Genomic DNA, 17,123 nt, shown 5'->3' on the forward strand with positions numbered 1-17,123 from the left:
TACCATTTTCTGCCGGGCATATACAATTGGGTATTAAAATCGACATTATCGATGATTGCGAGAAATACAGCTGTTACTTGCCCCACTAAGATCGCAGATAACTGAGCGTTTCGACTCCGCTGAACAGTTGTTTGGAGGCATCTAGTCCAAAAGGGAGACCCCCCGGCTTTGCCGGGGAGGCACGCATAGTTAGACAGATCCGGAAGTCCCATAGTAACTCCAATGTGTGAGCCGCCAAGCAACACACAAAGGAGTCACCATGAGACAAGTGGACAGTTTAAGTCACACGAAATGGGAGTGTAAGTACCACATAGTTTTTATCCCAAAGTATCGTAGAAAGCTGCTGTTTTGCGTCCACCGTTGGTCGTGATGAGAATGTGATCAGGGAGTATATTCGTCATCAGGAGAAGGAAGATCGGCGAGTAGAGCAACTGAACTTGGTATGAAGATATAGGCAGCCCTCTTTGGGGGCTCAAGGAACGTTAGTTCCGTACAGACCGCTTTGAGCGGTTCACGATTAAAGCCACCGGCTTTGCCGGTGGATATTTACTAACTTTGCATCGAAAAATTATTCTTCCCAAGCTAACGGGTTATATAAGTGAGGATATTTCAGCATTGCCTGCGCAATGTTGCCCAGGCAATGTGCTGGGGCTAAGTTATAAGGTGCTGTCCGGTTGATGCTCTGGACGGGCTTTGGTAAAAGCGGGTAGCTCGGCACAGACATTGGCGATCTGCTGAATCTTGGGGTAGTTGTCCATATCCATTCCAAAGCGCTCGGCATTGTAAATTTGCGGCAGCAAGCAGCATTCAAATAACCCCGGTCTGTTCCCCGCAGCGAACGGTGTCGGCTGCAATTGTTGTTCCAGTGCTGAGAAGCCAAGGTCAACCCAGTGTAGCAGCCACTGGACCTTTTGTTCGTCGCTAATACCGTATTCTGCTTGCAGGAATTGGAGTACGCGCAGGTTTTGAATAGGTTGAATATCACATGTAATACTGTAAGACAGGGCCCGGATATGGGCGCGGTCATCGGGATTCTCAGGCAGTAGCGGTGATTCAGGGTAAGCTTCATCCAGCCATTCCAGTATAGCGATTGACTGGGTCAGGTGTATGTCGCCATCTTCCAGTGTGGGAACCAGTCCCTGAGGATTGAGTTCGCGATAGTGTTTGCCTAGCTGTTCTCCTTTGAGAAGGTTCACCGGATGGTACTTGTAAGCGAGGCCTTTCAGGTTGAGGCCGATGCGTACCCGATAGCTCGCGGAGGAGCGAAAGTATCCGTAAAGATCCATTGTCTTTCCTGTTTCTGGCTATGGCTACTCCGGCAAGGATATTACCGGTACCTTCATTTATTTTCTTGAGCGTGATGCTGTGGCAGTCTGCGGGCAGTACGATTACCGTGCCTTCCAGGAGTTGACATATTCCGGCAGCTCCACGGCGTGGGCATCTGGCAATATGTCCCATGGCGTTCGGCTGTCGATCATTACGGCCACCTCGTCGGTTTCCCTTCTGACCCGTTTCCTGCCGGCTTCAAAGGCCTTTGGGTGGGGGCCGTGGGTAAACCCGGCAGGATGCAGCGTTAACATACCCGGGTGGATATTATCGCGGCTAAAAAAGTTGCCGCGATGATAAAAAATCAGCTCATCGTAATCATCATTGTTATGAAAAAAGGGGACCTTGAGTACACCGGGGTCGCTCTCCAGTGGGCGCGGTGTAAAAGTAGCAACCACAAATCCGGGCCCTACAAACGTAGTGTGGGCAGAAGGAGGCAGGTGGTAACGATGGCTCATCACGGGGCGGATAGCCCGCCAATTGATTCGCGCCACCAAATTGTCACCGGTCCAGCCAGTGGCGTCTAAGGGGTTAAAAGGAAAAGTAATGGTGGAAAGTTGCTGGCGGGCTTTCACAACCACCCGAGACTCGACTTCTCCCTGCTGGGCAAGAAATGCCTGGTCAATGCTGGGCACATCCAATGTTGCTTGGTCGAAAATAGCATTGGCGCCCAATATTCCTTTTTCCGGTAACTGAAAGTGACCGCCACTGGCCTCCACCATCAGTAGTGCCAGAGAGTCCTCCTCCCATGGGGACAACCGCCACATGGTACCACGCGGCAGGATTATATAGTCGCCATCGCGGATGGGCAGATGCCCAAAGTCACAAAAAAGACTGCCTCTGCCACTGTGTATAAAAAGCAGCAGGTCCCCATCTGCATTGCGCACCAAGTGGTCCATAGGCTTGTGGCAGGTCCACAGCGCGACCAGACTGTTGTCATTGCGCAGGATTGGTTTTTGGTCCCAGGGGCTTTTTCCTTTGTGGATCATTTTCGTACTGTCGAAAGCGTGCGGGCGTAAAGGCCCTTCAAACGCGCTCCAGCCGGTGGGTGGGTGTCTGTGATAAAAGTGAGTGCTGGGACCAAAAAACCCCTCTTTTCCCATTTCCCGCTCAAAAGTATCTGGCGGGAGGTCTGCATGAGCCTGGCGGCTGGTGTTCCCCTCAATGCGGGGAAAGCTTATCCATTTTCGCATGGATGGCCTCGCTTTTGCTGGATGGGGGGGGATTGTCCGGCTTACACGGGCATCGCGCATCTTTCTCGCATTTTGCCTGCAAATGGTTAGCAAAAATGGCGCATAAAGCCCTATAATGAGCTATCAATTTTCCCACAATGCCGAGATTTCCTCGAAGGGTATTTGCGTATTTGTCGGTTACAATTGAAACCAATGTTAGTTAAATTGAACGTCTGGTACAAACCGGATTTATAAACAGACAGGTGTAAGAGCAGCCATGAGCAATGACCAGGATACGCCGGTGCAACCCAGTGGTTTACGCTTGGAACGGTTTTTGCCTTACCGACTGTCGGTACTCTCAAACCGTGTGAGCAACGCCATTTCTCAGGCTTATGGTGCGCGCTTCCATCTCACTATTCCCGCATGGCGTGTAATGGCAATCCTTGGGCGTTTTCCCGACCTGTCTGCCGCAGAGCTTGTCGAACAGACCGCCATGGACAAGGTGGCGATCAGCCGTGCTGTCTCCTCCCTGTTAAAGCACGATTACATCTCGCGCAGTGAAGATCCTTTCGACCGTCGGCGCCAGGTATTGAACCTGTCAGCGTTGGGTCGCAGCGTTTATGAGCGCATAGTACCTTTAGCCCGGCAGTATGAAAATGATCTGGTGGCTTCGCTCTCCGATGAAGAGCGAAAACAACTGGATAGTCTTATTGAAAAACTGATGGTCCGTGCCAAGGCGTGGTCTGAGCACGGACTGACCGACGAGTGAGTGAAATAGTTGAAGGAGTTTTCAGGTGTTTGAACATTTAGGCAGTCTTCCGCCAGATCCTATCCTGGGCTTACTGGCCAGTTATCGCGCGGATGAAAACCCCTGCAAAATCGATCTTGGGGTAGGGGTTTACAAGGATGAAGCTGGGCACACTGCGGTTTTGCAGGCCGTCAAGGAAGCGGAAACCCGTTTATTGCAGAGTGAGGAAACCAAAGCTTATATTGGTCCTGCCGGCACGCCGGGATTTAACAGCACCATGCAGGAGCTGGTTTTAGGTGCTGGGCACCCGGCCCTAGTTGGGGGCAGGGTACGCTCTGCACAAACCCCCGGTGGCTGTGGTGCCCTGCGTGTACTGGCGGAGCTGATCAATCGTGCTGAAGCGGGTACTACCGCCTGGGTAAGTGATCCGACTTGGGCAAACCATGTACCGCTGCTAGGCAATGCCGGCCTGAATATCAGGAGCTATCCTTACTATGATCGTGCCAGCAACCGTCTTCTCTTCGGCCAAATGGTGGAAGCTCTCAAGACTGTGGGTGAGGGTGATGTAGTGTTGCTCCATGCCTGTTGTCACAATCCCTGTGGCGCGGATCTGTCTCGTGAGCAGTGGAAAGTACTGGCGCAAATGGCCTCAAAACAGGGCTTTACTCCCTTTGTTGATATAGCTTACCAGGGCTTCGGCAACAGCTTGGAGGACGATGCCTACGGTCTGCGTCTCATGGCGGAATCCGTACCCGAGATGTTGGTAGCGGCATCCTGCTCCAAAAACTTTGGCCTCTACCGGGAGCGTGTCGGACTGGCCATGGTGATCTATGCCAATGGTGAGAATGCAGACAAGGGCCATAGTCAGATGCTGAGCACTATTCGTGGCAACTATTCCATGCCACCATCCCATGGCGCCGCGATTGTAGAATCTATTCTCACAGATGCGGGCCTGAAGGCCAACTGGGAGGCTGAATTGACGGAAATGCGTGAACGCATCAATGGTTTGCGCGCCGGTCTCGTGGAAGGACTCACCGCTGCCGGTGCTCGGGGAGATTTCAATTTTATCTGCCAACAGAAGGGGATGTTTTCGTTCCTTGGTATTAGTCCCGAGCAGGTCCAACAGCTGCAAAAGACCTTCTCTATCTATATGGTGGACTCCAGTCGTATCAGTATTGCCGGCCTGGGTTCCCGCAATATGGAGTACTTCTGCAAGGCAGTTGCCAGTGTGTTGTAAATTCGGTACATCTGGAATGGATACCCTGCTTATCCCTTTTCGATTTACCCTTGAAGTTAGAGTGAAAGATGGAAGTTGAGCTAGGAGTTCCAGTGTCTGAATCCTCAACCCAAGCCTGGACCCCGCAGAGCTGGCGAAAGTTTACTGCACACCAACAACCAAAGTACGCTTCTGCAGAGGAAGTGGCCAGAGTGACGGGGCAATTATCCGGCCAACCGCCGTTGGTATTTGCCGCCGAGGCCCGTGAGTTGCGTCGGCAGCTTGCCCATGTGGCGGAGGCCAGAGCCTTTCTGCTGCAAGGAGGGGATTGTGCTGAGTCTTTTGCAGATTTCAATGCCAACCGGATTCGAGACACATTTAAGGTGTTGCTGCAGATGGCAGTGGTACTGACTTTCGCCGGGAACCTGCCGGTGGTAAAAATTGCCAGAATGGCCGGGCAATATGCCAAGCCCCGCTCCGCAGATACCGAGACTATTAATGGTATTGAGTTGCCTAGTTATCGCGGTGATATTATCAACGGCATCAATTTTACTGCGGAGGCGCGCGAGCCAAACCCACAGCGTATGATCACAGCCTACAACCAGTCGGCAGCTACGTTGAACTTGTTGCGTGCCTTTGCCCAGGGTGGTCTCGCAGACTTGCATCAGGTGCACGGATGGAATCTGAGCTATCTCAAAAACAACCCCCAAAGGAACAAATATACGCAGCTGGCGGAGCGCCTGCAGGAAGCATTGGAATTTATGGCGGTGTGCGGGGTAACTTCGGAAAATACCCCTGCTATTCGTGAGACAGTACTTTACACCTCTCACGAAGCGCTGCTACTCGAATATGAACAGGCCCTGACCCGCATCGACAGCCTCACCGACAAATGGTACGACTGCTCTGCACATATGCTGTGGATAGGAGAGCGTACCCGTCAGCTTGATGGTGCCCACGTTGAATTCCTTTCCGGTGTCTGCAACCCCATCGGGGTGAAGGTGGGTCCCGCTATGCAGCCTGATGAACTGTTGCGCCTGATTGACAGGCTCAACCCGGAAAATGAAGCTGGTCGACTCACCCTGATTACTCGTATGGGCGCAGATGCCCTGGGTGACAAGTTGCCTGCACTTCTACAGGCGGTACAAAAAGAGGGACGAAGCGTTGTGTGGAGCACAGACCCTATGCATGGCAATACCGTCAAGGCTGGCAATGGCTACAAGACACGGGATTTTGGGAAAATCCTGCGTGAAATACGGGATTTTTTCTCGATCCACTGGGCCGAAGGTAGCCATCCAGGCGGTATTCATCTGGAAATGACCGGTGAACACGTCACTGAATGTACCGGAGGCGCCTGGAAAATATCCGAGGCTGATCTCGCTAGCTGCTACCGTACCCAATGTGATCCACGACTGAACGCCGATCAGGTTTTAGAGTTGGCTTTTTGTGTGGCCGAATGGCTGCGTGCTGGACATACTGCCTGATGGCTGCGGGGGGAATACTTATCCCCTAAACCAACGCCGGCACTCCCTGCCGGCGTATCCATTTCCAGGTGTTTTCTGGCCATTATAAAATGGTTTGAAAGGGCTTTTTTTATTGCGTGACTATTCAAAATTGATTAGTTTGCGAAGTGAAAGGCCAATCCAAAGAGCAGGGGCTGCAGTGATCGGTCTACTGTGGAAATACCATGGCCTAAATCCAGTTTCCTGCCCGTTGAGTGGCACTTCACCCTGCAGGGATCGGCAATGATTTGGCTCTCTCCCCAAGCCCCTATGCCTAAACCAAGTTGCTTTCAATTTTCTCATTGCTTTCATGCAGAAGCCGGCTTAACACCTCCATGCTTGGCATTTCTGCAAAGCGTACACCTCTTTCGCCAATGATATCCCAGGGGGCTTTGGACTCTACATGCAGGTGTGCTACTACCTGACTATGCAGTTCGCCATCAATAAGACCGGCTGGAACCCAAAAGTAGCTGGTTTTACCCATCAGATGGGGTACTGTGCAGCCACAGCAGTTGCAAAAGTCTGAGCGATAGCCTGTGTTGGTCCTGTATGAGGAAATTTTGTCTAGACCGCGCACCCAGCGAAACTGATCGCGGGAAATAAACATGGCCGTATCTGACGAGGAGCCAGTCAACTTGCGACAAAGTGAGCAGTGACACTGATAAAGACAGGGTAGTGGCTCATCCAGCTGAAACTCGACAGCACCGCAGAGGCATTTTCCATTCATACCTTCCTCCTTCTCCTAGGCTATTATTCAGGATCTTGTTTTAATCGCAATAGATTAGCAATAATATTCCCTAGCGGCATAAATCTCCTACAATGTGAGGCGAAAGAAATGCCAATTGTCGCGAAGTATCACGAGAAATTGTTTACTCAGGTCTTCTTTATCGGATGCTTCGCACGAGTATGTGGCTAATTAGCATCCTTCCTATTCCTAATAAGCCTATCGCAAATGATATTTACTGACCCAAGTGGGCATCACCCACCAATACTGACCATCAAATCCCCATGGGAAGGTAGCACACTGGGCTAATGGCCATTGTATAAATGCGGTATCGCGATTGGACATCGGCAGAGGAGGAGAGGGGATCCGGGGTGGGGCGATAGGTGTTTTCACGCCCATCTTTAGGGCGTGTGGTTCTGAAGCGAATACTACCCCCTTGTATTGCCATTCGGTTGTGGTAGAGAAAAAACGGGCTTGCGCCCGTTTCAATACGTTTCTTCCTGTGAGTGACGGTTTCTTGTAGTAATTTCTTTCTCTCTGTTTGATTTTCTGCGGAATTTCTTCAGTTGAATCTGAGGTAGCCCCTTTTATATTGATATAGGCATTCACAGATAGCACTTCTGTTAATGGTAATCACTTTGGTTTCCGAATGGAGCCCCTCTTTGGGGGAAGCAGGAATAGTTCACTGCTGGGATTTACCACACTAGTGCACCGCCGGTCTGGTATTCGATAACCCGTGTCTCGAAAAAGTTTTTCTCCTTGCGCAGGTCCATAATTTCAGACATCCAGGGGAAGGGGTTCTGGGCGCCGGGGAATTGCTCTTTCAAGCCCAACTGGCTGAGGCGGCGATTGGCGATAAAGTGCAGGTATTCCTCCATCATGTTTGCGTTCATACCGAGTACGCCGCGGGGCATGGTGTCACGGGCATAGGCCACTTCCAGCTCCATGCCCTCAAGGATCATCTGGGTCACTTCCTGTTGGAATGTCGCAGTCCACAAGTGTGGATTTTCCAGCTTGATCTGGTTAATCACGTCGATACCGAAGTTCAGATGCATGGACTCATCGCGCAGGATATACTGAAATTGTTCAGCAACGCCGGTCATTTTGTTGCGGCGGCCCATGGACAGAATCTGGCTGAAGCCACAATAAAAGAAAATACCTTCTGTAACTGCATAGAAAGCGATCAGGTTGCGCAGCAGCTCCTGGTCGGTCTCCACAGTGCCGGTTTTAAAGTTTGGATCGCCGATGGCCTGGGTGTGGGACAGGCTCCAGGCAGCCTTCTTGGCGACGCTGGGCACCTCGCGATACATATTGAACACTTCGCCTTCATCCATCCCCAAAGATTCCACGCAGTATTGGTAGGCATGAGTGTGTATGGCTTCCTCAAAGGATTGGCGCAGCAGGTACTGACGACACTCCGGGTTGGTGATATGGCGATAGATGGCCAACACCAAATTATTTGCCACCAGGGAGTCTGCAGTAGAGAAGTAGCCAAGGGAATACATCACGATGCGACGCTCGTCCCCGGTCAGACCGTTGGGGTCTTTCCACATGGACACATCTTTATTCATGTTGATTTCCTGTGGCATCCAGTGGTTGGCGCAACCGTCCAGGTATTTTTGCCAGGCCCAGTCGTATTTGAAGGGCACCAACTGGTTGAGGTCAGCGCGGCAGTTGATAATGCGCTTCTCATCCACCTGAATACGGGCTGCGCCCATTTCCAGCTCCTCCAGGCCGGGGGCCGGATCTATGGTGGCAACTGCTGCGCGCGCGGCTTCAACGGCAGTGGCGCCGCCTTGGACCGCAGGCGACGCCGAACTGGCTGGCGGCGTTGTGGCTTCCACCGGGCGAGAAGTGCTGGGCTCGTGGGTGGATTTCGTCCGGGCCTCCGGCGCCGGTCGCGGTTCGGTTGCTTTGTCGGATTGTTGGGGCTTTGTGTCGAAGTCGTCCCAGCTCAGCATAGTTGGCCCTTTTGATCAGTTTTGCTATCGAACATTCGATAAATTGTCCTTGGTTTTCCTGACTTGATACTCACAGGGTAAGGATAGTCAGGGGTGGCACACCAGTTTTTTACCGGCAGTTATCTATGTGTTGCCGGTATTTTTAACCTGTCCGGGCACAAAAAACTCTGTGTCAGATCAAGCGCACCTGGCTTTTAACCTGCCTATTCCCGTCGGCATGTGCCGTTTTAGTGAAAGCTTGTGCTTGTGTGCGACCCGGGTACGGCAGTTTTTATCCCAGTTGCTTTGGGGAGTGTCCGTGGTGAGCAGATCGCAAACGATCCCCGGCCCGTTAACGTATACCGGCATGTTTTTTTGCCGGGTGGGCCGGGGTCGCTGCGCATGGTCATGCCCGCACCTGCGGTTACGACGCTCTCCCCCGAGAGTGGGTACTGGCCCCAAGGGGCCGAATTTACTGACAGGCTTCACAGTCTGGATCATCCAGAGAGCAGGCCTGGGGCACTGTTGCTGCTACGGGCGCCTGCTGTGCGAGAGCGGCCGCTGCGACCACAGCGTTATCCCCGCTCGCGCTGACGGCATTGAGAGCGCCGCTGTTCACGGTAGATTTTTCCGTGGTGGTTGCGGCCAGAGCGCGCAGGTAATAAGTGGTTTTCAGGCCGCGGAGCCAGGCCATGCGGTAGGTCAGGTCCAGCTTCTTGCCATCGGCACCGGCGATATACAGATTCAGGGACTGGGCCTGGTCGATCCATTTCTGGCGACGGCTGGCGGCGTCCACGATCCAGCGTGGCTCCACTTCAAATGCGGTGCGGTATATCGCTTTCAGGTCATCCGGTACGCGGTCAATTTTTTGTACAGAGCCCTCGTAGTATTTCAGGTCATTGACCATCACCTGATCCCAAAGGCCGCGATCTTTCAAGTCGTGCACCAAGTAGGGGTTTACCACGGTGAACTCGCCGGACAAGTTCGATTTCACATACAGGTTCTGGTAAGTCGGTTCGATTGACTGGGAAACTCCGGTGATATTGGCAATCGTCGCCGTTGGAGCGATGGCCATCACGTTGGAGTTGCGCATACCCTGGGCTTTTACTTTTTCGCGCAAGCCATGCCAATCCAGAGTGGAGCGGGTGTCCTGCTTGATAAACTGCGACCCACGCTGCTCGCTCAAGATCTGGATAGAATCCAGTGGCAGGATACCCTTGCTCCACAGCGAGCCTTCATAGGTTGGGTACTTGCCGCGCTCAACAGCCAGATCGCTGGAGGCGGAGACCGCTTCAAAGCTGATGGCTTCCATGGTGCAATCGGCAAAGGCAACCGCTTCGTCACTGGCATAGGCAATCCCGGCTTTGTACAGTGCGTCCTGAAAGCCCATCATTCCCAGTCCAATGGGGCGGTGGCGCACGTTGGACTGGCGCGCGCTTTCAACGGCGTAGTAATTAATATCGATCACATTGTCCAGCATGCGCACTGCGATCTTCACAGTACTTGCCAGCTTGGCGCGGTCGAGTTCACCGTTTTCAGCGATGTGCCGGGCCAGGTTGACCGAGCCCAGGTTACAGACGGCAACCTCGTCACTGGCTTTGGTGTTGAGGGTAATCTCGGTGCATAGATTGGAGCTGTGCACCACACCGGCGTGCTGCTGTGGGCTGCGCAGGTTACAGCTGTCTTTGAAGGTGATCCAAGGGTGGCCGGTTTCGAATAGCATCCCCAGCATCTTGCGCCACAGGTCCAGCGCACGGATCTTCTTGTACAGTGTGAGAGCGCCTGTTGCGACCATGTTCTCATAGTGTGCGTAGCGCTCTTCAAACGCGCTACCGAACAAGTCGTGCAGGTCCGGGCAGTCCGCCGGGGAGAACAGAGTCCATTCACTGTCTTCGAACACACGCTTCATAAACAGATCGGGCACCCAGTTGGCGGTGTTCATATCGTGGGTGCGGCGGCGGTCGTCACCGGTGTTCTTGCGCAGCTCGAGGAATTCCTCGATATCCAAGTGCCAGGTTTCCAGGTAGGCACACACAGCGCCTTTGCGCTTGCCGCCCTGGTTTACCGCTACTGCGGTGTCGTTGGCCACTTTCAGGAAGGGCACCACACCCTGGGACTTGCCGTTGGTGCCTTTGATATAGGAACCCAGGGAGCGCACCGGAGTCCAGTCATTGCCGAGACCGCCAGCCCATTTGGACAACATGGCATTATCACGGATAGCGCCGTAAATGCCGTGCAGGTCATCCGGCACCGTCGTCAGGTAGCAGGAAGACAGCTGCGGGCGCAGAGTGCCGGCATTAAACAGGGTCGGGGTTGAGCTCATGTAGTCGAAGGAGCTCAACAGATTGTAGAACTCAACTGCGCGCTCGTCCCGGTTTTCTTCGTGAATGCTCAGGCCCATGGCGACACGCATAAAAAAGATCTGCGGCAGCTCGAAGCGAATATCGTCACTGTGCAAAAAGTAGCGGTCATATAGAGTTTGCAGGCCAAGATAGGTGAACTGGTGATCGCGTTCGCCTTTCAGCGCCTGGCCGAGGGTTTCCAGGTCGAAGGTGGCCAGGGCCGGGTCGAGCAGCTCCAGCTCAATCCCTTTTTGTATGTAGGTGGGCAGTGTGGAAGAGTAAAGCCTTTCCATCTCGTGTTGTGTGGCACGCCCTGCAATGCCCAGAAAGCGCAGGGCTTCGGCACGCAGCTTATCCAGCAGCAGGCTGGCAGTGGCATAGGTGTAGTTGGGCTCCTGCTCAACCAGGGTGCGTGCGGTAATGACCAATGCGGTGTTGATGTCGTTTTCGGAAACACCTTCGTACAGGTTTTTCAGGGCTTCACTCAGGATTGTCTCACTATTGACGTGCTTGAGACCCTCACAGGCTTCGCGCACAACTGTGCGCAGGCGCTCCATATCCAGCGGCACCAGGCGGTTATCGCTGAGCTTTACACGAATACTCGGATGGGTGTCGGCTTGTCCCACCTGCTGCCCTGGCTTGTCCCTTTCGGCACGCAGACGGGCGCGTTCTTCACGGTAGAGTACATAGTCCCGTGCAACTTTGTGTTCCCCGGCGCGCATCAGGGCGAGTTCCACCTGGTCCTGGATCTCTTCGATGTGGATGGTTCCACCAGAGGGCATGCGGCGATTGAAGGTGGCGCTGATCTGCTTTACCAGTTCGTCGACCAGTTCGTGGACACGGCTGGAAGCAGCGGCAGTGCCGCCTTCAACAGCCAGAAAGGCCTTGGTGAGTGCGACAGAAATTTTGCCATCATCATAAGGTACAACGGTGCTGTTGCGCTTGATGACGCGGATCTGGCCCGGTGCGGTGGCAATCAGGGTGGTGCCGCCACTGGTTTGGCCGCTGCTGGTACCCGATTTCTCCCCGGGCACGGTTTGAGGGTGCCCTGTCTCTGTGTGCATGTAAATCTCCGAAAATCTGTACTGTTGCCCGTTCGCCTGTGTGCGGGGCAGCTTGTAAATAGCGGGTTCATTGCTTTACCAGTGAGCCCCTCTCGCTCTGGAACAGGCGATCCAACGTGCCGCTCCCAGCAAGGGTATATTGGCTGGTATCTTTGGCTGAAAATGCCTCTGGTTCAAATGCCTGCGATCCCGCTTTGAATCAAAAACCTCTGACGCCCATTGCCAAAAGTTAGGCGGACCGCCGGAACCCGTCCTGCCACTTGGGAGTGCTTCTGAATCATTACCCCAATATATAGGGGGTTATCCCTGATTGGGCTACAAGATAATGCGGTGGGAGCACCAATTCAAGGCGAATAACCTTGTGGTTGTTTGTGGATATATTGTGGGTAGACACAATAAGTCAGTGGTCACTCCTTTGCCAGGCCCCGCCACTATTGAGCTGCAATGAGATTGGACCCTGGGGAAAAAAGCCGGTACAGACCCTTACAATTTTTTTAAATAGACGAGACTGTCTAAATTAACAAAAGCAATAATTATTAGAAAATACTTACCATCTAAGCAATTCATTACTCAATTATTCCAAAGATTGACGTAAAATTATTCCTTATCCTTCAATTTGAGAAATTTTTTACTGCCCAAAAAGTGCATGGATAGCTGTTTTTTGCCCCAGGCCTCTTTCCCTGCCTAAGAAACCTTGCTAAGCGGGAGAGTCGGTAGAAAGAGGGTCACTGAGCATTGGCGCAGGCACTATCGGCAGGTAATGGTGAGGTCTACCGCGTGTGCGCCGGAACCGCCTGTTAAGCACTGTGCTCCTGTAAAAATTCCATCAATGCTTTTTGTGCATGCAGGCGGTTTTCCGCTTCATCCCAGACTACCGAGATGTTTTCGTCTTCCAGGAGGTCGGCACTGACTTCTTCACCGCGGTGGGCTGGTAGACAATGCATAAACAGGGCATTGCTGTTGGCGTGGCGCATTAACTGGTGATCCACCAGGAAGTGTTCAAACGTCCTGGTGCGCACCTGTTGCTCTCTCTCCTGTCCCATGGAGGCCCAGACATCGGTGGCAACCCAGTCGGCGCCGCGCACAGCATCCACGGGCTTGTGCACAACTTTTACCTGCTCCCTCCCTGCCGCGACCAGATTGTCATCCGGCTCGTAACCCTGTGGGCAGGCAATGCGCAGTTCGAAGCCGCACAGACGTGCAGCATTGATATAGGAGTGGCACATATTGTTGCCATCGCCGACCCAAGCTACCACCTTGCCCTCAGGGCTGCCGCGGTACTCCATATAGGTCTGGATATCGGCGAGCAACTGGCAGGGATGGTAGCTGTCGGACAGGGCATTGATCACCGGAACCCGCGAGTAGGTGGCGAAGCGCTCCAGGGTTTGATGGTCGAAGGTGCGGATCATAACCATATCCACCATGCGTGAGATCACCCGTGCGCTGTCCTCAACGGGTTCACCACGCCCCAACTGCGTGTCGCGTGGGGACAGAAAGAGGGCGCTCCCGCCCATTTGCGCCATGCCGGCCTCGAAGGAAACACGGGTACGGGTGGAGGATTTTTCGAAAATCATTCCCAGTACCTTGCCGCGGAAAAGGTCGGTCGCGATGCCCTGGCGGCGCAGATTTTTCAGTTCGATGGCGCGTTCAATGATGTGTTTGAGTTCCTCTGCGGATAAATCCATCAAAGTGAGAAAGTGTCTGATCGCCATGTGTTGCTCTCCTGCATTGGCCTCTTGGGCGATTTACCGTGCAAATTGTTGAATCAGGGTACTGATGGCATCGATCAATTGATGGCACTCGCTATCAGTCAGTGTGAGTGGCGGCAGAAGGCGGAGCACATTGCCGGCAGTGACATTAATCAGCAACCCCTGTGCTCGGGCCTTTTCCACCAGTTCGCCACAGGGACGGTTTATCTCTATGCCGATCATCAGGCCCAGACCACGAATTTCCACAACCACAGGGCATTCAGTGAGCCGCAGCCGCAGTGCTTGCAATAAGTGTTCACCCAGTTTCTCCGCGCGCTCGATCAGCCACTCTCTCTCCAGTGTCTCCAGAACAGCGAGGCCGGCGCGGCAGGCGAGGGGGTTGCCGCCAAAGGTGGAGCCGTGGCTACCGGTGGTAAACAGCCGGGCCGCTTTGCCCCGAGCCAGGCAAGCGCCGATGGGGACACCGTTGCCCAGTCCTTTGGCGGTGGTGAGTACGTCCGGCACTATCCCTGTATGCTGGTAGGTAAACATCTTGCCGCTGCGACCATTACCAGTTTGTATTTCGTCCAGTATCAGCAGCCAGTTTTGCCGGTCGCAAAGAGCGCGAAGCTTCGGCAAGTAGTCCGCATCGGGTACGCGGATACCACCTTCGCCCTGTACCGGTTCGACAAGTATGGCGACGATGCTGTGGTGCTCTGCTGCGAGCTGTTCGATAGCCGCGACATCGTTAAACGGTACTCGCAGAAAACCTTCGGGCAGGGGGGCAAAGCCCCGCTGCACTTTTTCATTCCCTGTCGCCGTCAGGGTGGCGAGGGTGCGACCGTGGAAGGCACCGTCCATCACCACAATTTGTGGTGTTGCCAGACCCCTTTCACTGCCGAGCTTGCGGGCCAGTTTGATCGCGGCTTCATTGGCCTCGGCCCCGGAGTTGGAAAAGAACACATTGTCCATACCGGACACGAATGCCAGTCGGTCGGCCAGCTGTTGCTGTGCGGGAATGTTGTACAGGTTGGAGACGTGCAGGAGGATGTTGGATTGATCCTGGAGAGCCTCGGTGACCTTGGGATGGCAGTGACCGAGACCGCACACTGCAATGCCGGAAATGGCATCCAGATATCTTCGGCCCTGGTGGTCCCACACATAGTTACCCTCTCCCCGGGTCAGAGTCAGGGTTCTCTCACCATAAGTGTCCATCAGCGTGGGGGTAGCCACAGTGGCGCCTCCTTAACTGGTTGTGGAAAGTATGCTGGGGTTTCCGCAGAAAGTTCGGTCTTAAGCTGGCTATCCCGCGAAATGTTCGGTGCCCGCCATGCTAGCACAAGCTACGTTTCGCGTATGCTCTTCATTGGGCTTTTTATTCTTTAAGGAATTCGCCGGCTGGGGCTTGATATGTACAGGGGCAGGTACTTCTTTTAGCCTGCACTGGGGTACAATGCTCAGCCAGTGCGCTATGGCTGGGTGCCGGTGCGGTAAGCACTGAATGATTCTTTTGCTTCCATCACATGAGGTTTTTCATACTTATGGACACATTGGAGAACATCCAACAGCAGATTGCTGACAACGCCATTCTGCTCTACATGAAAGGTAGCCCCAATGCCCCCCAATGCGGTTTTTCCATGCGGGCCTCCCAGGCGATGATGGCCTGCGGCAAGCGCTTTGCCTATGTGGACGTTTTGTCCAATCCGGACATTCGCACTGAATTGCCGAAGTATGCCAACTGGCCAACTTTCCCACAGCTGTGGATAAAAGGGGAGTTGATTGGTGGCTGCGATATCATTATGGAAATGTACGAGAATGGCGAACTGAAAAACCTGATTGATAAGGCGGCTGCCGGGGGTGAAGATGATCAGTAAAGTCCTATTGCTGGAAAGGAATTCGCGGGCAGATACTGACCGGTAAAACGATAAACTCACCGCGGCTTTGGCCGCGGTATTGCTGGTAGCGGGTAGTGCAGTGGTGCTGCAAAGCATCAATCGGATGCTTTTTCCATTTGGGACTGCAGGTAATTCTGGATACCCACCTTGTCAATCAGTTCCAGTTGCGTTTCCAACCAATCCACGTGCTCCTCTTCGGACTCCAGGATTTTTTCCAAAAGCTCGCGACTGACATAGTCCCGTACAGATTCGCAGTAGGCAATGGCTTCGCGCAGATCGGGAATCGCTTTAGATTCTATCTTCAGGTCACATTTGAGCATTTCCTCGGTATTTTCACCAATCAGCAATTTGCCCAGATGCTGTAGATTTGGAATGCCCTCCAGGAAAAGAATCCGCTCGATTAGCCAGTCGGCATGTTTCATTTCATCGATGGATTCGTGGTATTCCTGCTTGCCCAGCGCCTTTAATCCCCAGTTGTCGTACATGCGGGCGTGCAGAAAATACTGGTTGATTGCTACCAGTTCATTGCCCAGTACAGTGTTTAAATATTCGATCACTTTGGGATCGCCTTTCATCACTTTTGCTCCTGTGGCCTTGCCAGCCCAATTCGGGTGGCGGTGAATGCCTGATTGACAGCCGCTCTTGAAATGCCGGCATCACTCTATGCGGCTGCCGCTATCCCCAGTATTCGCGCCAGCCAGTGACCGCGATTTCCTGTTCTTGAATAACCCGCCAAGTCAACTGATATTGGGTTAATCATAGCCATTGAGGATTGCTGGTGGTTAAATTTTGTGGCTGACCGATTTTCATAACTTATTGTAGGGCGACAACGGTAATTCGGGCCGAGTGTGCGTTGCGAAATACGGCAAGTCAAGAAAAAGTTATTTGCTGCAGAAAGCATAAAAGGCAGGGGTTTTAACACAAATCCGGCCAAAAGCTCCAACGAAAATGATTTCGTTTTCGGCTTACAGAATAGGGATGAAGCAAAGATTGTGCTCGATAATTATCGGATTAAATCGAGAGTATGATTGAGAACGATTTTTATTCTTCAGATGCTGAGAAATGGAAAAACCGTCTCATCTGAAACATGCTGGGAAAATCTCCTTGTAAGGCCATAGCCAGCTTACAGCGCGCGCTCATAAGTGCTTGCAAGAAGATATGCTTCCCCCCACACAGTAATCTGCAATGGGGATTGCTTGATTGATCAGTAGCTTTTGTGTTTAAAACGTTTAATGGTTATTGGAGCCTGGCGCAAAAACGCCGAGGGAATATGGCAGTGGGCATCATCGGTTACCCGGGGTGGTAGTTCTGTGGATGTTTTTGCAGGGTGCTTGAGGAGGTAAATGATGCTGGCTTGCGGTCCCAGGCTGGAATAGAGTGTTTGGGAACTGGTGAAGGAAGGGTGCCAATTGCCTGGAAAACCTTGGGCGAAGTGCTTTTTAAGTCAGTCAATTAGTGCTTGGTGTGGCAGCTTTTGCCCGGCGTGTAAAGCTGCGATGGATGGTGGTT

At 53.0% G+C, this 17,123-nt stretch carries 13 protein-coding genes and 1 pseudogene; 5 read left to right on the forward strand and 9 right to left on the reverse strand.

Annotated features, from left to right (window positions below):
• Positions 1-259 precede the first annotated feature (259 nt).
• A pseudogene (locus tag Q5Y71_RS17575) lies at positions 260-349 on the forward strand (transposase); the annotation flags it as partial.
• Between the two features lie 307 nt (positions 350-656).
• On the opposite strand, the gene maiA reads toward Q5Y71_RS17575, so the two are convergent.
• Complete coding sequence (gene maiA / locus Q5Y71_RS11145) at positions 657-1,286, reverse strand: maleylacetoacetate isomerase (RefSeq protein WP_306042233.1); 630 nt, start codon at positions 1,284-1,286, stop codon at positions 657-659.
• A 102-nt stretch (positions 1,287-1,388) separates the two neighbouring features.
• On the reverse strand, positions 1,389-2,519 hold the full coding sequence (locus tag Q5Y71_RS11150; RefSeq protein ID WP_306042234.1) for a homogentisate 1,2-dioxygenase: 1,131 nt from the start codon (positions 2,517-2,519) through the stop codon (positions 1,389-1,391).
• Positions 2,520-2,775: 256 nt separating this feature from the next.
• Between Q5Y71_RS11150 and Q5Y71_RS11155 the strand changes: the two genes are divergently transcribed.
• From Q5Y71_RS11155 to Q5Y71_RS11165, 3 genes are all read left to right on the forward strand, one after another.
• Positions 2,776-3,267 (forward strand): MarR family winged helix-turn-helix transcriptional regulator, encoded by a 492-nt coding sequence (locus Q5Y71_RS11155; protein WP_306042235.1) that lies wholly within the window; start codon positions 2,776-2,778, stop codon positions 3,265-3,267.
• Between the two features lie 25 nt (positions 3,268-3,292).
• A complete protein-coding gene (locus tag Q5Y71_RS11160; protein ID WP_306042236.1) occupies positions 3,293-4,483 on the forward strand; it encodes an amino acid aminotransferase in 1,191 nt (396 codons plus the stop codon).
• 68 nt (positions 4,484-4,551) lie between these two features.
• Complete coding sequence (locus Q5Y71_RS11165) at positions 4,552-5,943, forward strand: class II 3-deoxy-7-phosphoheptulonate synthase (RefSeq protein ID WP_306042237.1); 1,392 nt, start codon at positions 4,552-4,554, stop codon at positions 5,941-5,943.
• Positions 5,944-6,235: 292 nt separating this feature from the next.
• Here Q5Y71_RS11165 and Q5Y71_RS11170 read toward each other — a convergent pair whose 3' ends face one another.
• The 6 genes from Q5Y71_RS11170 to Q5Y71_RS11195 all read right to left on the reverse strand — a co-directional run bounded on the left by Q5Y71_RS11170 (position 6,236) and on the right by Q5Y71_RS11195 (position 14,952).
• Complete coding sequence (locus tag Q5Y71_RS11170) at positions 6,236-6,688, reverse strand: GFA family protein (protein WP_306042238.1); 453 nt, start codon at positions 6,686-6,688, stop codon at positions 6,236-6,238.
• Between the two features lie 216 nt (positions 6,689-6,904).
• On the reverse strand, positions 6,905-7,294 hold the full coding sequence (locus tag Q5Y71_RS11175) for a hypothetical protein (RefSeq protein ID WP_306042239.1): 390 nt from the start codon (positions 7,292-7,294) through the stop codon (positions 6,905-6,907).
• Between the two features lie 86 nt (positions 7,295-7,380).
• Complete coding sequence (locus tag Q5Y71_RS11180; protein WP_306042240.1) at positions 7,381-8,646, reverse strand: ribonucleotide-diphosphate reductase subunit beta; 1,266 nt, start codon at positions 8,644-8,646, stop codon at positions 7,381-7,383.
• Between the two features lie 451 nt (positions 8,647-9,097).
• Positions 9,098-12,031 carry a ribonucleoside-diphosphate reductase subunit alpha gene (locus Q5Y71_RS11185; RefSeq protein WP_306042241.1) on the reverse strand — a complete coding sequence of 978 codons (2,934 nt, stop codon included), beginning with the start codon at positions 12,029-12,031 and terminating at the stop codon, positions 9,098-9,100.
• A gap of 797 nt (positions 12,032-12,828) precedes the next feature.
• The gene (gene argF / locus Q5Y71_RS11190; RefSeq protein ID WP_306042242.1) at positions 12,829-13,743 is read right to left on the reverse strand and encodes an ornithine carbamoyltransferase; all 915 of its coding nucleotides are present in this window, start codon (positions 13,741-13,743) and stop codon (positions 12,829-12,831) included.
• Positions 13,744-13,776: 33 nt separating this feature from the next.
• Positions 13,777-14,952 carry an aspartate aminotransferase family protein gene (locus Q5Y71_RS11195; protein WP_306042243.1) on the reverse strand — a complete coding sequence of 392 codons (1,176 nt, stop codon included), beginning with the start codon at positions 14,950-14,952 and terminating at the stop codon, positions 13,777-13,779.
• 308 nt (positions 14,953-15,260) lie between these two features.
• Here Q5Y71_RS11195 and grxD point away from each other — a divergent pair, with 308 nt between their 5' ends.
• Positions 15,261-15,593: a Grx4 family monothiol glutaredoxin gene (gene grxD, locus Q5Y71_RS11200; protein WP_306042244.1), complete on the forward strand. Its 333-nt coding sequence runs from the start codon at positions 15,261-15,263 to the stop codon at positions 15,591-15,593.
• Between the two features lie 116 nt (positions 15,594-15,709).
• Here grxD and bfr read toward each other — a convergent pair whose 3' ends face one another.
• Positions 15,710-16,189, reverse strand: coding sequence for a bacterioferritin (gene bfr, locus Q5Y71_RS11205; protein ID WP_301417787.1), 480 nt, complete (start codon positions 16,187-16,189; stop codon positions 15,710-15,712).
• Positions 16,190-17,123: the final 934 nt, after the last annotated feature.

It is taken from the genome of Microbulbifer sp. 2205BS26-8 (assembly GCF_030731025.1).
GTDB lineage: Bacteria > Pseudomonadota > Gammaproteobacteria > Pseudomonadales > Cellvibrionaceae > Microbulbifer > Microbulbifer spongiae.

Excerpts from the sequence above, each read along its gene's own strand:
- grxD (WP_306042244.1), top strand. The coding sequence starts at position 15,261 with ATGGACACATTGGAGAACATCCAACAGCAGATTGCTGACAACGCCATT.
- Q5Y71_RS11170 (WP_306042238.1), bottom strand. The coding sequence starts at position 6,688 with ATGAATGGAAAATGCCTCTGCGGTGCTGTCGAGTTTCAGCTGGATGAG.
- bfr (WP_301417787.1), bottom strand. The coding sequence starts at position 16,189 with ATGAAAGGCGATCCCAAAGTGATCGAATATTTAAACACTGTACTGGGC.
- Q5Y71_RS11180 (WP_306042240.1), bottom strand. The coding sequence starts at position 8,646 with ATGCTGAGCTGGGACGACTTCGACACAAAGCCCCAACAATCCGACAAA.
- maiA (WP_306042233.1), bottom strand. The coding sequence starts at position 1,286 with ATGGATCTTTACGGATACTTTCGCTCCTCCGCGAGCTATCGGGTACGC.
- Q5Y71_RS11155 (WP_306042235.1), top strand. The coding sequence starts at position 2,776 with ATGAGCAATGACCAGGATACGCCGGTGCAACCCAGTGGTTTACGCTTG.
- Q5Y71_RS11185 (WP_306042241.1), bottom strand. The coding sequence starts at position 12,031 with ATGCACACAGAGACAGGGCACCCTCAAACCGTGCCCGGGGAGAAATCG.
- argF (WP_306042242.1), bottom strand. The coding sequence starts at position 13,743 with ATGGCGATCAGACACTTTCTCACTTTGATGGATTTATCCGCAGAGGAA.
- Q5Y71_RS11150 (WP_306042234.1), bottom strand. The coding sequence starts at position 2,519 with ATGCGAAAATGGATAAGCTTTCCCCGCATTGAGGGGAACACCAGCCGC.
- Q5Y71_RS11165 (WP_306042237.1), top strand. The coding sequence starts at position 4,552 with ATGGAAGTTGAGCTAGGAGTTCCAGTGTCTGAATCCTCAACCCAAGCC.